We start from the raw sequence: 14,773 nt of genomic DNA, 5'->3' as shown, positions 1-14,773 counted from the left end.
GCGCCATGGCCATGCCCGATTCCTCCAGTCCCGCCCAGCCACTGACCGATATGCCGGTCGCCGATCTGCCTGTCATCGACCTGCAGGGCCTGGGCTTCGATGCCGGTGCCCATCTTCTGGTCAAGCACGCGCTGGCCGCGCTGCCCGTGGGCGGGCAGCTGCGCGTGACCGGCAGCGCGCCGGGCTGGCAGGCCCAGCTGTCGGGCTGGTGCCGCGACCAGGGCCACGGCCTGCGCTGGGAGGACGGCGCGGGTGCTGCACAGGCCATGGCCATCGTCGCGCGCGGCGGCGCCCAGGCCGGGCGCTGGCGCGGCGCGGCGCACACGGGCCGCAGCGATGCACGCGCGGGCAGCGATGCCGTGGCCGCGCAGGCCCAGCCGTTCTGGGGCCTGGCGGCGCGGGGCGCGCAGGTGGAAGCCGGGGCTCCGGCCTTCCATTTCCGGCTCAGCGACAAGCTGCAGGTCTGGACCGACAGCGCCGCCGACCTCTACGCCCAGGCCGTGGCCGCGCAGTGGAATGCCGACACCGACATCGACTGGTGCGATGCACCCGAGCTGCCCGCTCCCGTGGAGGACGCCATCGTCCAGCTCATGACCTATATGGTGGAGAACGAGAACGCGGCCCTGCTGGTGCCTGCGCGCTTCCTGGGCCAGTTGCACCCGCACTACCGCGAGCTGCAGGCGGCGCTGGCCATCCAGGTGGCCGACGAGGCGCGACATATCGATGTCTTCACGCGCCGCATCCGCCGCCACGGCCGCGAGCCCGCCCTGTCCACGGCGGGCGGTCAGGCCTCGCTCAAGAGCCTGCTGGACGAGACGGATTTTTCCGTGGCGGGCTTCCTGCTGTCGGTGCTGGGCGAAGGTACCTTCGTGCACCTGCTGCAGTTCCTGCAGACCGAGGCGCCCGACCCCCTCACCCGCCAGATCTGCCGCCTGGCCGCGCGCGACGAGGCGCGCCATGTGGCCCTGGGCATGTCCCACCTGCTGTACCGCCTGCAGCACGAGCCCGGCTTCCAGCACCAGCTGGCCCAGGCCGTGGAGCAGCGCTTCGACAACCTGGCCGGCACCTCGGGCCTGAACGAGGAAGTCTTCGACGCCCTGATCCTCATCGCCGCCGGCGCCCTCACCCCCGAAGCCCTGGCCCGGGGCGCCGCCCGCGTGCAGCAGCTCATGCGCGACATGGCCGATGGCCGGTTTTCCAAGCTGCTGCGGCTGGGGTTCGAGCGGGAACACGCAGAGCGGCTGGCTTCGCTGCATACGAGGAATTTCATGTAGACGGGGCACAGCCCACTTGAAGGCTGCGCAAGCCCCCTCAATTCCGGCGAATGAAGCTCAAGCGCGTGCTCTTCTACTGCCTGCTGCCTTTCGCAGTGGCGCTCGCGCTTGTCGGGTTTCCCATGCCGGTGGCACCGCCCCGCGCGACCAAGGCGGGCCAGGAGCAGTCTGCGCCTGCACAAGAGCGGCGTTGAGCTGCGGGAGCATTTCTCGCACGGCGACGCCCGAACGGCAGCCTCAATCCACCATCAATTTATTGTTGTTCAGCAGCTGGGTGATGATCTGCTGATCCGTGGTGGCACCGGAATACAGCGTCTGCAGATTCACGCCTTCCAGGATGATCTGCTGGGTCCAGGCAGATGCCCAGTAGCTTGCACCCACCGCATGGGAGTCTGCACCGAAGCCGCCCGCGTGGCTGACATGGACCCAGGTATCGCCTCCCGTGATCTCGAAGTGCAGGGGTTCCCGCGGCAGCCGTGACGTATTCGTTGGCCGAGCTGCCCGCATAGCCGCCGCTCTCCACTGATCCTGATCGACAGGGTCTACGAGCCATCCGTATCCACCAGCTTCGTGGTGATCGGAAACCTGACGCTGGTCCCGCCTGTGCCGTGCGCGATGGCCAGCGCGGACTTCAGGACAACGACCGAAGGAGCGCTGGCCGCTCCAACTGACAGATTGACCGTTGCGGTACTGGTAGCGCCGTGCTCATCGCTGACGGTGTAGAGAAATCTGGCCGGTCCTTCGTAGCCTGCAGCGGGCGTGAACAGCACCCCGCCCGCCTGCGATGCAAGGCTGCCATTGACCGGCGCATGAACCGAGGTGATGGTCAGGTTGACACCGTCAGCATCCGTGTCGTTGGCCAGCAGCGTGGCAAAGCTGATGCTCAGCGGGATGTCCGTGGCAACCATCAATTGATCTGCCACGGCGACCGGTGCATCGTTCACGGGAGTGACCGTGATGGAAACAGTGACGATGTTTCCCATGGCCTGCCCGTCGCTGGCACGGTAGGTGAAGCTATCGGAAGTCGTCTCGCTGCCGTTGTGGGTGTAGCCGAAGGTGCCATTCGCATTCAGGGCCAAGGTTCCGTGCACAGGACCTGTCACCAGCACCGCGACGAGCGGATCGCCGTCAGGATCCGTGTCGTTGGCCAGCAGGCTGGGCGAGCCCCCCACCAACACGGTGGCTGTGCTCCCTTCGGCCACGGAAATCGAATCCGCCACGGCCACCGGAGGCTGATTGCCGGCAGGCGCTGCTTGAACAGTCACCGTCACGCTGGCCGTGGCGGAACCGCCATTGCCGTCGCTGATGGTGTAGGTGAAGCTGTCGTTGCCGGAAAACCAGCTGTTCGGCGCATAGACAGGGTTGCCCGTGATGGCATCGATCACCACGGAGCCTTGTGCGCCCTGGCTCACGCCGGTGACGGTGAGGCTGTCGCCATCGGCATCCGTGTCATTGCTGCGCACGGCAATGGTGACTGGCGTAGCAGCGCTGGTGGCAGCTGTATCGCTGTGGGCCACGGGCGCCCGGTTCACGGAAATGCTCAACGTGCTGGATGCTCCTGTCTGCGTGGCATAGCCGATGACCAGAGGGTAGTTGCCGCTGTAGCCAGCATCCGCCTGGAAGGTGAATGCGCCGTTGGGCTGCAGCGCCAAAGTGCCTCGCCCGGCCACGGTCCTGGAACTGCCCGCCGCCACGGTCTGGCCTTCATAGGTGAAGCGGGTGACGGTCAGCGGGCCATCCGGATCGGCGTCGTTGACCAGCACGTTGCCCGTGCCTTGCCCTCCCGGGGCCACCTTCACGGTATCGGGGACGAGCACGCTGGGATGGCTGCCGCGCACGGTATCCGCCGCCTCGGCGCACAGTTGCGCCACGTCCACCCAGCAGGAATCGCCCGCCTCCAGCGCGGCGCCGACTGCGCAGGCGCTGCCGGGACGTGGGGCCGTCGAGGGAATCGCGCCGGGCACGCCCAGCGGAAAGCAGGTGTTCCACACAGGGTGCGTGATGCCGGTGATTTTCAGCCGCACCGATGTCTGGTTGCGATAGACCACGGGCAGGAATCCCTGCGGTGCACCATCGGCACCCAGCGCTGTCGTCTGCACGGGAACGGTGAGCGTCTCGCCTGCGGCCTGGTTGAAGGCTTCCTGCAATTCCTGAATCTGGGCCTGCACCCGCTCGCCCCAGACCGCCGTGGCCGCGGTCACGACAACAGCACCGCCCATGGCCCAGGCACGCAGGCCGACCAGGGAGATCCGCCCTTTTTGCACACCCCGCACAAGGCAGGCCCCCAAAGCCAACGCCAGCAGCGCAAGAGCGCCAGGGTGGTCCACAGGAATCGCCGTCGGCGTCACGGCTGCCAGCGGTGCCACCGTGATGCTCTGGGCCTGGGCGGCCGGCAAGGCAACGGCAGCAGCAAGAGCGCTGCACGCCTGTACGAAGCCGACGCCACGAGCGGGGAAATGGAAACGTTGCAGCATGGGCCTTGCCGGAAAAGACGAACAGAAAAGACAAGGCAGACCTTTGCGCCGCCTTGGGGCTGGTTACAAATGACTGCTCTGCTGACGACTTCTTACTTTATCCGGTCGCCTGCATCGCGCACATACCTGAAAACAGGTAATTGCATAGATCACTCCACGCCACGGCTTGCGGATATTCGCCCGTGTGCTTGAAAGGCACAGCATGCGCAGGGCCCTGCGCACAGACCATCATCGTGCCGGGCCTGGAGCACCCATTGCAGGCCATGACTGCGGCATAGTCTTTTGCTTTATTCGTCTCTTCAAGTGGCGCTTGCGCCTGTCGCGCTTCCCAGCCGGTCGATCATGAAAGAATGCCGGCTTCTCACCAAACCCCGGCTGATTGCACCCAGCGCGCTGCCCCTGCATCCATGACCACCGAACAGTCCCAGGCGAAATGTGCCTTTGCAATCGGCCTGCTGCTTTTGCTGCCTGCCACTTGGTCCTTTTTCAGCGCCATCTGGTCGGCGATAGGCACAGGGGAAGTGCTTGTCATCAGCATCCACAGATTTCGGACGGAGCGGGTGTTCGTTTCCTGGCTGGAAGGGTGGCCCAGGTTTGCCGGACCCGGCCTGCTCGTGGCGTCGCTGCTGCTGTGGTGGCTGCAGGGCGTCCACAGCAGCCCAAGGAATTGGCAGGCACCAGGAGTCTGCGCACTCGCGGGCCTGGGCCTGTTGCTGTTCTCCAAATGGTTTGCAGCGTGGAGCGGTGCGGCGCTCTTCCTTGGCTGCGCCACGTGCTGCATATTGGCCGCGTTCGTGAACCATCGGTACAGCCAGGGGTTGGCTGCGGCCCTGCTTCTTGCCTCTGCAGCCGCGCTGCTGTGGCTCCTTGGCTGAGGCCAAGGCGCGCAAAGCCCACGAAGGGCCATGCGCAGCAGACTGCAGAGGCAGGGTGCCTTCGCCAGCCGCCAGTGGACGGGATGGCGCCATGGCCAGGCAGTAGGGATCGTCCATGCCGGCCACTTCCTCGGCCAGTGGCTCGCCCTTGCCGGGGCGCCTCAAACCCAGGTCCAGCTCTCCGGCGCTCAGGGCGCGCAGTTGCTGCGAGGTGATCATCTCGCGGGCTTCCACGCGCAGGCTCCAGCCGGTGTCGGCAATGCGGGGCCGGTGGTACAGGCAGGCAGCCGGCCCAGCTCGGTGCTGCTGGGCATATCGCACGCCTTCTGATTGCCGGGACAGGCGCGGCCAGCGCCTGCCATGCCGACATGGCAGCCTGGCTGGAGCCTGTGCGCTGTAACAACCCCATGAAAACCAGGGAATATTTCACCTATTTGAATGGATTTTTCCAATCAGAAAAAACCTGTCCAATCAGCGAATTAGGCGATTTAAAAGAGAGAAAGTTTCGCAAAAGGACAAGTGGCTGCGCAATCCGGCAAGAAAAATAAAAACCAAATGTAAACAATTGTTTATTCAACCTGTAAGATTCTTCCAGTCAATCAGTGTTTCCCAGGAGGTGTTCTGAAACACCTTGCCGATGAATTCATCGGAAAAATGCATCACACCCGCCTGTTCATTGATTTTTTCATATAAGAATTCTTACTCATTCAATCTTTTGACGCACCACATCCACGGCCACCAAGATGAGAGCGCATCCAGATTATGGAGAACAATATCCGACCATCACCAGCAAGCCGATACTGGATATAACAAAATCAGCCGGGCCGAGGAACTGCTACAGGCATGCAAATGGCCCGAGCCTTCCATATATCCCATGCTGGTGCTCAGATATGTGCAAGAGGCACAGGCCATCTTCGAGCTGCACCGCATGCCTGACCGCGTGGTCTCATGCCGCATTGCGGCCGCCTTCATCCATTGCCAACTGGGCGAAGAGCGCAATGCGATTGCACTGGCCACTGCGGCAATGGCCAATCCCGCGCTGCTGCAGCCGGAATCCATGGCCTGCGCCACCTATGTGAGGGCGCTGGCGCACAGCCGGCTCGGTGAGCTGGATACCGCGCTGCAATTGATCGAAGGCAAGGACCATGATTTCGCGTTGATGGCGCCGGGCGTCACGCCCTGGCTGTCCGCCCTGATCAATTGGGCCAGGGCGCAGATTCTGTGGAAGATCTATCTCTACAAGAATCACCAGAATCTGTGGTGCGGCCCACCCCCGGATTCAGGCCTGGTCCAGCTCGGTGCCGCGGCACCCGACAGCGCCGACCTGCAGGCGCTGCTGGAGCGGGTCGGCCGCCAGCTGCCAGCGGGCCTGGCATGGCCCTACAGCGATTTGCTGCAGCTCTCGGTCAAAGGGCTGGATGCGGGCCGCCGCGAAGCCGCTTGCGTGATCCGTGCCATTGAAGGCATCGGCGTCCGCCACCAGATCAAGAACCCGCCGATTGCCGGCTGGGCCTGGCTCAGCAGCGCACTGGTGCACTGCAGCAAGCGCCAATATGCCCAGGCCCTGCAGGCGGTGGTGCTGGCAAAGTCCACGGCCCAGACCTACCAGCTCGAGGGCCTGTACCGCAATGCCCTGGTCTACGAGTACCACATACAGGAAACGCAGGGCGATTTTGCAGGCGCCCTGTCCACGCTGAAGGCGCTGAACATCATGCGGCTCAAGAGCATGGCCATCAGCCCCTATCTGGAGAAATCCAGATTCACGGCCATGGACGAGGCACGGCTGCACGATCTGGAACCCGCCTATGTCAAGCGCGCCCTCCAATACATACAAGAAAACCTGGACAAGAAACTACCGATCCAGACCATTGCCGACCATTGCCGCGTCAGCCGGCGCACATTGGAGGTTTCCTTTCGCAACAGCCGGTCGTGCAGTATCGGCGAATATATAAGGCAAAGCCGTATCCATCTTGCGGCCGAATCGCTGCTGACCACCGACCAGAGCATAGGACAGATTTCTTCGCAGCTTGGTTATTCCTCGCTCTCATCATTTTCCAGAGATTTCTCCGGACATTATGGAATACCACCGTCTCTCTGGGTACGCCATCATCGATTGGCGTGACCCGGATTCTTATGCAATGCGGCCCGATTGCATGGCACGCAGCCATATTGAATACTGAAAGGAATACGCATGACATACCTGAAAAACATGAAGACGGGCTCCATGTTGGGTCTGGGATTTTCGATTCTCATTGCCATTGCGCTATCGATCGCGCTGTATGGCCGCGCCCAGCTGGTGCAGGCCTCCGATGATGTGTCCTACCTGGCCGACACGCGGATCACCAGCCTGCTCAGGCTGGTGGAGATCAAGGGCTCGGTGGAGTTCATCTTTCGCGGCGTGCGCAGCATGGCGCTGATGGAGGACGCCGCGGAAAAGAAGCTGGCCAAGGCCGCGCTGGATGCACAGCGCCAGAAGATCGGCCAGCTGATGGAGAAGTTCCGCGAAGGCCTGAGCACACCGCAGGGCGTTGCCCTGTACGACAACATGAAGAACGCGCGCATTGCCTATCTGCCGCTGCTCGACCAGTTCATGGAGGCGGCCACGCGCCACGACCTGCAGGCCGTCTCGGCCATGCTCGGCGAAAGCGGGGAGTTCCGCAAACGCCAGGACGCGTTCTTCACCTCCATCAATGACATCCTGGCCCATCAACAGGTGCGTGCCACGGAAACGGCGCATGCTTCCGAGGAAAAATCCCTGGCTGCCGGGCGGCTGATGCTGTCCCTGGCGCTGGCCGCCCTGGCCACGGGCGCGCTGGTGGGCTGGGCCATCACGCGCCGCATCACGGGCCTGCTGGGCGGGGAGCCCGCCTACGCGGCGCAGATCACGCAGGAAGTCGCCAAGGGCAACCTGGCGGTGGCCGTGGCGCTGCGGCCCGGTGACACTACCAGCCTGCTGGCTGCGCTGGACTCCATGCGCGCGAGCCTGGCCGACATCGTCAGCCAGGTGCGCCACAGCAGCGAATCGATTGCCACGGGCGCCAGCCAGATCGCCTCGGGCAATGCCGACCTGAGCGCACGCACGGAAGAACAGGCCGCCAACCTGGAGGAAACGGCCGCCTCCATGGAGCAGATGACCGCCACCATCCAGCAGAACGTGGACACGGTGCGCAGTGCCTCGGGCCTGGCCCAGTCGGCCAGCGCAACGGCCGTGCACGGCGGCGAGGTGGTGCATGGCGTGGTCAGCACCATGGAGGACATCACGCACAGCTCGCGCAAGATCGAGGAAATCATCGGCGTGATCGACGCCATCGCCTTCCAGACCAACATCCTCGCGCTCAACGCCGCCGTGGAGGCCGCGCGTGCCGGGGAACAAGGCAAGGGCTTTGCGGTGGTCGCCTCGGAGGTGCGCTCCCTGGCCCAGCGCTGCGCCAACGCGGCCAAGGAGATCAAGGGCCTGATCAGCGAGAGCGTGGGCAAGGTCGCCGCCGGCTCCCGCCAGGTGGCCGAGGCCGGCAGCACCATGAACGACATCGTCACCCAGACGCACCGCGTGGCCGAACTGATCTCCGACATCGGTGCCTCCACGCAGGAGCAGTCCCAGGGCGTGACCCAGGTCAGCGATGCGGTGCAGCAACTGGATCAGGTGACACAGCAGAACGCCTCCCTGGTGGAAGAGTCCGCAGCCGCCGCCGACAGCCTGAACCGGCAGGCCGCGCAGTTGGTGCAACTGGTCAGCGTGTTCCGGCTGGATGAGAGCGCAGCCCGCGCACAGGCCATGTCGATGTCGGTGGCAACGGCCGCGCCGGCACGCGCAAAGACCGTCCAACCTTCCCCAGCGCTGGCACCCGCCGCGCCCCGCACCCAGCCCTTGCGCGCGGCAGCGGCTGCGGCCTCCAGCGCGCCTTTGGCGCTGCCTGCCAGGACCACGGCACCCCGCCGCGCCACGGCGGCCGAGATGGCGGAGGAGTGGGAACAGTTCTAGGACAGACTCAGCGCATCACCAGTCCGCCATCGACGAACAGCAGCTGCCCCGTCATGAAGCCGCTCAGTTCCGAGGCCAGGAACAGCACCGGCCCCGCCACGTCTTCGGGGCTTGCCAGGCGGCGCAGCGGCGTGGCCGCCATCAGTGATTCGCGAAATGACTCGCGCGTGTCCTGCGTGCCCTGCGTGGGATAGACCAGGCCCGGCGCAACGCAGTTGACGCGTATGCCCACGGGCCCCAGCTCGCTGGCCAGGTTGCGGCTGAAGGCCACCAGCGAGGCCTTGGCCGTGGTGTAGTCGTGGTAGGGCACGACGGGGTGCTCCACCAAATTGCTGGCGATGTTGACGATGCTGCCCCGCGCACGCTGGCGCATCTGCGGCAGCACGGCGCGGCAGACATTGAAGGCCGCGCCCACGGCACCGTCGTACTGGGCCTGGTAGTCGCTCCATTGCAGGTCGTCGAAGCGGCGGCGGCGCTCGGGGTCGAAGGCGTAGGGTTTGAAGGCGTTGTTGACCACGATGTCGATGGCGCCCGCCTCGCGCGCAATGGCCTCAGTCATGGCCTGGACGGCGGGCTGCGAGCCCACGTCGGCCTTCACGGCCCAGGCGTCGCCGCCTGACTCCTGGCCCGCCGCCTGGCAGGCCGCCACGGTGCGGGCGGCGGCTTCGTCGTTGGACAGGTGGTTGACCACCACGGTGGCACCCTCGCGCGCAAAGGCGATGGCAATGGCCGCGCCTATGCCGCGGCCGGCGCCGGTGACCAGCACCACCTTGCCTTGCAGTCCCAGGGAAGACGGCTGTGCCATCTCAGGCCCCGGGCAGCAGGCTGGTGTCCACCACGTCGGACACCTTGATCTGCCTTTGCACCATGCCCAGCGCACGGTAGGCGTCGGCGCCCTTTTGCAGGGCGGCCAGGTCGAAGCTGCCCAGCGGCTTGCCGGCCTGCAGCGGCTGCGAAGACGCATTGCGCAGGCGGATCACGTCCAGGTTGATGTCGCGCTGCGTGCCGTCGATGGCGTGCTTGCCGGCCAGCGTGGCGGCCTCCTCGGGGTTGGCCATCATCCAGGCGGCGCTGTCGCGGTAGCCCTTGAGGAAGGCGCGCAGCAGGTCCTTTTTGTCGCGCAGCGTGTCCTCGCGCACCACGAACATGTCGCTGGAGATGTTGAGGTGATCGCGCACCTGCATCACATCGACCTCGCCAATACCCTTGCGCAGGCCCACGGCCAGGCCGGTGTCGGTGGCGGCCGTGGCATCGACCTGACCCTGCATCAGCGGCGCGAAGTTGAGCAGGCCGGTGACGACGATGGTCACGTCCGATTCCTTGAGGCCGGCCTGGTGCAGCATCACCAGCAGGTTCTGGCGCGTGCCGCTGGACAGGCTGTAGACGCCGATCTTCTTGCCCTTGAGGTCGGCCGGCTTGCGGATGCCTGCCGACTTGAGCGAGACCACGTTGAACACGTTCTGCGGGTAGATGTCGTAGATGGCGACCAGCTTCTCGCCCTTGTCCAGCGCCATGAAGAAGGAGCCGGGATCGGTGAAGGCCACGTCGGCCTGGCCGCTGAGCATGTTGCGGATGGCGTCGCCGCCGCCTGCGCCGGGCAGGTAGGCCAGCTCCACGCCCTGGGCCTTGAAGAAGCCCTTGTCGGGCTCGGCCAGGATGTTGGTGATCTCGCTGATGGGCTTGCTCCATCCGGCCAGGCGGATCTTGCCCTGGGCAGGCGCGGTCGCTGCCGAGGTGCCGGCCAGAGCCAGGCCTGCCAGGCCAGCGGTGGCGCCCAGCAGGCTGCGGCGGGTGAGGAAGGGGGATTGCGGTGTGTGCATGGCGCTTTGGGAAAAGGTTTCGGGAGTGTTCAGTGTGGTCAGGCGGCGCGCGAGCGCAGCAGCCGGCGCTCCAGCACCAGGCAGGCCTGGTACAGCAGCAGGCCCATGGCGGCGATCAGCACCAGGGCCGCAAACATGAGGGTGGTGTCCATCATTCCCTGGGCGGCAATGACCACGGCGCCCAGGCCGCGGCTGGCGCCCATGAACTCGGCCACCACGGCGCCGACCAGGGCCAGCACCACGGCCACGCGCAGGCCCGCAAGAATGGCGGGCAGGCCCGTGGGCAGCTTCAGGCGCAGCAGCGTCTGCAGCCGCGTGGCGCCCAGCATGCGAAACAGCTGCAGCCGCTGGGCATCGACCTGGCGCAGGCCGGTCAAGGTGTTTTCCATCAGCGGGAAAAAGCAGATCAGCGCGGTGATCAGCACCGTGGGCAGCATGCCGAAGCCGAACCACAGCACGAACAGCGGCGCCAGCGCCAGCTTGGGCACGACCTGGCTGACCACCACATAGGGCTTGAGCACACGCTCCAGCAGCTCGGATTCAGCCAAGGCCATGCCCGCCAGCAGGCCGATCGCGCTGCCGGCCGCCAGCCCCAGCAGCAGGGCCTGGAGCGTCGCCCGGATGTGCGGCCAGAAATAGCCCGTGGCCAGCCCCGTCCACAGCGATGCCGCAATGGCCGAGGGCGCCGGCAGCACCAGGGCGGACAGGCCCCATTGCCGCACCAGCAGCTCCCACAGGCCCAGCAGGACCAGCGCCAGCGCGGCGGCCAGCAGGCGGGCATGGAACAAGGACACCGTCATGCCGCCGTCCTGTCCATGGCTGCGCGCACGCGGGCGCAGTGCTCGTTGAACGCCGGCCCGTGGCGCATGGCCTGGGTGCGCGGCGCGGGCAGATCGACCGCCATATCGGCCACGATGCGCCCGCCGTGCATGAGGGCGATGCGGTCGCCCAGGTAGACGGCCTCGTTGATGTCGTGGGTGACGAAGAGCACCGTGGTGCCGCGCTCGCGGCAGGTGCGCAGCAGGTCGTCCTGCAGCTCGGCGCGCGTGATGGCGTCCAGCGCGGCAAAGGGCTCGTCCAGCAGCAGCAGCGGCGGATCGAGGACCAGCGCCCGTGCCAGCGCCACGCGGCTTTGCTGCCCGCCCGAGAGATGGCGCGGATGGCGCTGCGCGTGGCTGGCCAGGCCCAGTTGCTCCAGCAGCGCCAGGGCGCGTTGCTCGTCCTGCGGCGCGGGGCGCCTTTGCAGCGACACGGGCAGCAGCACATTGCCCAGCGCCGTATGCCACTCCAGCAGCGTGGGCGCCTGGAACATGAAGCCCAGCTGCGGGCCTGGCTCGGCCAGCTCTGCGCCGCGCAGCAGGATGCGGCCCGACTGCGGCCTGAGCAGCCCGGCTGCCAGCTTCAGCAAGGTGGTCTTGCCGCAGCCGCTGCGGCCCAGCAGGCAGTGGACCTCACCGGCCTGCACGCGCCAGTGCACGCCGTCCACCACGGGCGGGCGGCCCGGGTAGGTGAACACCACCTGTTCGATATCGAGAAACGCCATGCCGTCAGTCCCGTCTGTCATGCCCGTCTTGCCCGTCATGCCCGTCGTGCCGGTGTGCATGGATGTCAATCCGCATACGGGGCGAACGGCTGCGCCGCCGCCTCGGCAGATTGCTCGATCTCGGCCATGCGCACCAGGTCCAGCAGGTTGAAGCGGCCGTCATGGTGCCAGCCGGCCTCGGGCATGCTCATGGAGCCGATGGCGCTGATGCGCGTGACGCCGGCCGCGCCCAGCAGGCCGGCCAGCCGGTACAACTGCTCGGGCGAGGCGGCAATGCCGGCCGTCTGCAGGTATTCGCGCTGCGCGGCCACCACGGGCACGGCGTCATCCAGGCGGTCCACTCCCACCACGGCAATCGTGCGGTACAGGGCCGTGGGCGCCAGCGGCTGCAGGCTGTCGCTGTACGCCACGCTCCAGGGTGCGTCAACGGGGCCCAGCAGTTGCTGCGCGTCGCCCGACCATTCCACGGACTGCTGCCAGCGGGCCACGGCGGCGCCCTCCTCCAGCTCCAGCGGCCGGCGTGCAAAGCGCCGCTGCAGGTTGGCCAGCTCGGCCGCCAGATAGTCGGCAAAGGCACGCGGAGAAACGGGGGCGCCGCGCTCCACGTAGAAGACATGGGGCGAGTAGCAGCCCTGCTGGTCGTAGCGCATCACGTCCCAGGCCGCCAGCCGCGCCACGGCAGGCGCCTTGAGCGTGTCCAGCGCGGCAGCGCCCACCATGCCAAAGCCCAGCTTGTGGCCGTGCGGCAGAAAGCGCGTGGTCACGGGCAGGCGCTGGCGCAGTGCCTGCAGCGTCTGGTTGCCGCCGTAGGCGAGCACGGTGTCGGCCTCGGCGTGGAGCGCGGCGGCGGCATCTCCATCCGCGCCATCCGCACCGCTCCACCACACCACGGCCAGGCAATCGGCCAGCGGCGGGTGCACCTCGGCCAGCAGCCGTGCGAACCAGCCCGCGAACAGCGGCTCGGCGCTGGCCAGCTTGCCAATGGCGGGCGCCTTGACCAGCAGGCCGCAGACCAGGCTCCACAGGGACAGCGCAGGCACATTGCCCGCCCAGCTGTGCATCAGCAGGTCGGGGCCGAAGGCACGCACCGCGCCGCCCTTGGGCGCGGGCTGGAAGCCGTCGAGCACGGCCGGGTTGGCAAAGTCCTCGGCCACGAAGCGCCGCAGCTGCGCGGCGCGAAAGGTCTTGAAGAAGCCCGTCAGCCCCAGGCGCACCATGTCGGCGTCATGGCCGCTGACCACGGGCAGCCAGGCCTCGGCCTGGCGCCGATAGGGATCGCTGCGGTCCAGCAGGCGGGCAATGGCGCGGTCGATGGCGTCGATGATCTCGGCCACGGGCATGGCCCTGAGGTGGCGGTCGGCGGCACGGCGCACATGGGCTGCCAGCGCATGCATCTGCGGGCCGGTCAGCAGGGGCACGGAGACTTCCAGCCGCATGCCGCCGCGTTCGAAGGGCAGTACATGCCACTGCACCTCGTCCTCGCGCAAACCAGGCAGTTCGGGCAGGTAGCCGGCCGTGATCCGCTCCGTCGTCATGCCGCCGCAGCCTTCACGAATTCATCGACCGCCAGCGAGCAGCCCTTGGCCGCTGCGCCCTCGGCACGCCCCAGCAACAGGAACCCGCTGTTCTCGCCATGGCCGGCCCACAGGCCCACGTCCTCGGTGAGGATGGTGGTGACCGCGTTGTAGTTGGCCAGGTCGCAGTGCACGAGAATGCCGCGCTCGCCGGGCGCCACGCTGCGCCCGGTGACGGGCTCGACCAGGCGCGAGCGTATCCAGTGCGGTCCCGACTTGACCGAGGGCAGCGTGGCATTGCCGTCGTCATAGAACTGCGTGCTCAACTCGGTCATGCCGTACATGTTGATGCAGTGGCTGCGCGGCACGCCCAGCAGCCGCGACAGGTCGGCGTAGAAATCCTCCAGCGGCAGCTCGCGCGACTGGCCCTTGTAGCCGCCCGTGTCCAGGATGCGGCTGCCCGGCGGCAGGCAAAAGCTGCGGCCCTGCTCGCGCAGCGCATCCATCACATGCACCAGGCTGAAGCTGGCGCCCAGCAGCGCATAGGGGCGGCCGCTGCGCTCGGACTCCTGCAGCGCGGCGCACAGGCCGGGCATGTCCAGGCCGTCGGGGGTCAGGAAGTAGCGGCTGTCAGGAGTGCCGAATTCCGACATGGCCAGCGCCAGGTAATGCGCCAGCGAAGAGTTGGGCATGGCCTGCTCGTCGGGAAAGAGAATGCCCATGGGCAGGCGCTCGTGCCCGGCCATGAAGCGCTGCGCGAAGTTGCGCGTCATCGACGCATCGTAGACATCGAGCGCGGGATGGAAGTGGCGCCCGCGCGAAGACAGCCCCTTGGCCTGGCCCGTGGTGCCGCTGGTCATGAACACGCGCTCCGAGGGCGAGGCCGGCTCGCTGCGCAGCTCCATGGCCTTGAACGCGTCGATGGGCACGGCGGGAATGTCGCTCCAGGTCTTCACATTGCGCAGCGTGGCGCCGCGCCGCTGGCAGAAGCTGCGAAACGGCGCATTCGATTCGTATTGGTAGGCGAACAGCCGCAGCGCCAGTGCGTCGAACTGCTCGTCGGTGCAGCCGTCCATGGCGATGAATGCAAGCAGGTCTGCGACCAGAGAAGCCGCCTGGGGCCGGGCCTTGTCCATGGAATTCCTTCGAGAGCTGGGACGTGATGCTCCGAAGGCTCCCCCGCCCGTGGCGCATGGGTGGCCACGCAGGGGTGCAAGCTCTTCTTCCGCCGGAATGACCCGGTTCAAGTTCTCGGGTGTGGATCTCAGCACTGGCGTGCACCCCGGAGCGG

Annotated in this window: 13 protein-coding genes; 5 read left to right on the top strand and 8 right to left on the bottom strand. The window is 66.6% G+C overall.

What is annotated here, in order from left to right:
• The first annotated feature begins 5 nt into the window (after window positions 1–5).
• On the top strand, window positions 6–1,274 hold the full coding sequence (locus ACFPFG_RS30120; protein WP_183021819.1) for a ferritin-like domain-containing protein: 1,269 nt from the start codon (window positions 6–8) through the stop codon (window positions 1,272–1,274).
• A 237-nt stretch (window positions 1,275–1,511) separates the two neighbouring features.
• On the opposite strand, the gene ACFPFG_RS30115 is transcribed toward ACFPFG_RS30120, so the two are convergent.
• Together ACFPFG_RS30115 and ACFPFG_RS30110 are read right to left on the bottom strand one after the other, a co-directional pair.
• On the bottom strand, window positions 1,512–1,781 hold the full coding sequence (locus tag ACFPFG_RS30115; protein ID WP_232245754.1) for a type I secretion C-terminal target domain-containing protein: 270 nt from the start codon (window positions 1,779–1,781) through the stop codon (window positions 1,512–1,514).
• A 35-nt stretch (window positions 1,782–1,816) separates the two neighbouring features.
• Window positions 1,817–3,748, bottom strand: a complete 1,932-nt coding sequence (locus ACFPFG_RS30110; RefSeq protein WP_380109561.1) for a midcut-by-XrtH protein — start codon at window positions 3,746–3,748, stop codon at window positions 1,817–1,819.
• Window positions 3,749–4,155: 407 nt separating this feature from the next.
• Here ACFPFG_RS30110 and ACFPFG_RS30105 point away from each other — a divergent pair, with 407 nt between their 5' ends.
• From ACFPFG_RS30105 to ACFPFG_RS30090, 4 genes are all read left to right on the top strand, one after another.
• Entirely contained in the window at window positions 4,156–4,623 is a 468-nt protein-coding gene (locus tag ACFPFG_RS30105) for a hypothetical protein (RefSeq protein WP_374617791.1), read from the top strand.
• A 30-nt stretch (window positions 4,624–4,653) separates the two neighbouring features.
• Window positions 4,654–4,953: a hypothetical protein gene (locus ACFPFG_RS30100; RefSeq protein ID WP_380109559.1), complete on the top strand. Its 300-nt coding sequence runs from the start codon at window positions 4,654–4,656 to the stop codon at window positions 4,951–4,953.
• Between the two features lie 307 nt (window positions 4,954–5,260).
• The gene (locus tag ACFPFG_RS30095; protein ID WP_380109557.1) at window positions 5,261–6,745 is read left to right on the top strand and encodes a helix-turn-helix domain-containing protein; all 1,485 of its coding nucleotides are present in this window, start codon (window positions 5,261–5,263) and stop codon (window positions 6,743–6,745) included.
• A 69-nt stretch (window positions 6,746–6,814) separates the two neighbouring features.
• Window positions 6,815–8,605, top strand: coding sequence for a methyl-accepting chemotaxis protein (locus ACFPFG_RS30090; RefSeq protein WP_183021822.1), 1,791 nt, complete (start codon window positions 6,815–6,817; stop codon window positions 8,603–8,605).
• A 7-nt stretch (window positions 8,606–8,612) separates the two neighbouring features.
• Here the strand turns inward: ACFPFG_RS30090 and ACFPFG_RS30085 are convergent, their stop codons facing one another.
• The 6 genes from ACFPFG_RS30085 to ACFPFG_RS30060 are packed head-to-tail and all read right to left on the bottom strand — an operon-like array spanning window position 8,613 to window position 14,618.
• Window positions 8,613–9,410: an SDR family oxidoreductase gene (locus ACFPFG_RS30085; RefSeq protein ID WP_380109555.1), complete on the bottom strand. Its 798-nt coding sequence runs from the start codon at window positions 9,408–9,410 to the stop codon at window positions 8,613–8,615.
• Between the two features lies 1 nt (window position 9,411).
• Complete coding sequence (locus tag ACFPFG_RS30080) at window positions 9,412–10,425, bottom strand: ABC transporter substrate-binding protein (RefSeq protein WP_380109553.1); 1,014 nt, start codon at window positions 10,423–10,425, stop codon at window positions 9,412–9,414.
• Window positions 10,426–10,463: 38 nt separating this feature from the next.
• Entirely contained in the window at window positions 10,464–11,225 is a 762-nt protein-coding gene (locus tag ACFPFG_RS30075; RefSeq protein WP_012206326.1) for an ABC transporter permease, read from the bottom strand.
• On the bottom strand, window positions 11,222–12,028 hold the full coding sequence (locus ACFPFG_RS30070) for an ABC transporter ATP-binding protein (RefSeq protein WP_380109551.1): 807 nt from the start codon (window positions 12,026–12,028) through the stop codon (window positions 11,222–11,224). The genes ACFPFG_RS30075 and ACFPFG_RS30070 overlap by 4 nt, the downstream gene beginning before the upstream one ends.
• Before the next feature lie 5 nt (window positions 12,029–12,033).
• The gene (locus tag ACFPFG_RS30065) at window positions 12,034–13,503 is read right to left on the bottom strand and encodes an acyl-CoA reductase (RefSeq protein WP_380109549.1); all 1,470 of its coding nucleotides are present in this window, start codon (window positions 13,501–13,503) and stop codon (window positions 12,034–12,036) included.
• Entirely contained in the window at window positions 13,500–14,618 is a 1,119-nt protein-coding gene (locus ACFPFG_RS30060) for a LuxE/PaaK family acyltransferase (RefSeq protein WP_380109547.1), read from the bottom strand. The genes ACFPFG_RS30065 and ACFPFG_RS30060 overlap by 4 nt, the downstream gene beginning before the upstream one ends.
• Window positions 14,619–14,773: the final 155 nt, after the last annotated feature.

The organism is Delftia deserti, from assembly GCF_042653485.1.
Classification (GTDB): Bacteria; Pseudomonadota; Gammaproteobacteria; order Burkholderiales; family Burkholderiaceae_C; genus Comamonas; species Comamonas acidovorans.
The sequence above is the reverse complement of the archived record's forward strand: the minus strand, read 5'-3'. Positions and strand labels throughout refer to the sequence as shown.

Coding starts and splice junctions, on each gene's coding strand:
- ACFPFG_RS30120 (WP_183021819.1), top strand. CDS start 6: ATGGCCATGCCCGATTCCTCCAGTCCCGCCCAGCCACTGACCGATATG.
- ACFPFG_RS30115 (WP_232245754.1), bottom strand. CDS start 1,781: ATGCGGGCAGCTCGGCCAACGAATACGTCACGGCTGCCGCGGGAACCC.
- ACFPFG_RS30080 (WP_380109553.1), bottom strand. CDS start 10,425: ATGCACACACCGCAATCCCCCTTCCTCACCCGCCGCAGCCTGCTGGGC.
- ACFPFG_RS30100 (WP_380109559.1), top strand. CDS start 4,654: ATGCGCAGCAGACTGCAGAGGCAGGGTGCCTTCGCCAGCCGCCAGTGG.
- ACFPFG_RS30090 (WP_183021822.1), top strand. CDS start 6,815: ATGACATACCTGAAAAACATGAAGACGGGCTCCATGTTGGGTCTGGGA.
- ACFPFG_RS30060 (WP_380109547.1), bottom strand. CDS start 14,618: ATGGACAAGGCCCGGCCCCAGGCGGCTTCTCTGGTCGCAGACCTGCTT.
- ACFPFG_RS30065 (WP_380109549.1), bottom strand. CDS start 13,503: ATGACGACGGAGCGGATCACGGCCGGCTACCTGCCCGAACTGCCTGGT.
- ACFPFG_RS30110 (WP_380109561.1), bottom strand. CDS start 3,748: ATGCTGCAACGTTTCCATTTCCCCGCTCGTGGCGTCGGCTTCGTACAG.
- ACFPFG_RS30075 (WP_012206326.1), bottom strand. CDS start 11,225: ATGACGGTGTCCTTGTTCCATGCCCGCCTGCTGGCCGCCGCGCTGGCG.
- ACFPFG_RS30070 (WP_380109551.1), bottom strand. CDS start 12,028: ATGCACACCGGCACGACGGGCATGACGGGCAAGACGGGCATGACAGAC.
- ACFPFG_RS30105 (WP_374617791.1), top strand. CDS start 4,156: ATGACCACCGAACAGTCCCAGGCGAAATGTGCCTTTGCAATCGGCCTG.
- ACFPFG_RS30085 (WP_380109555.1), bottom strand. CDS start 9,410: ATGGCACAGCCGTCTTCCCTGGGACTGCAAGGCAAGGTGGTGCTGGTC.
- ACFPFG_RS30095 (WP_380109557.1), top strand. CDS start 5,261: ATGAATTCATCGGAAAAATGCATCACACCCGCCTGTTCATTGATTTTT.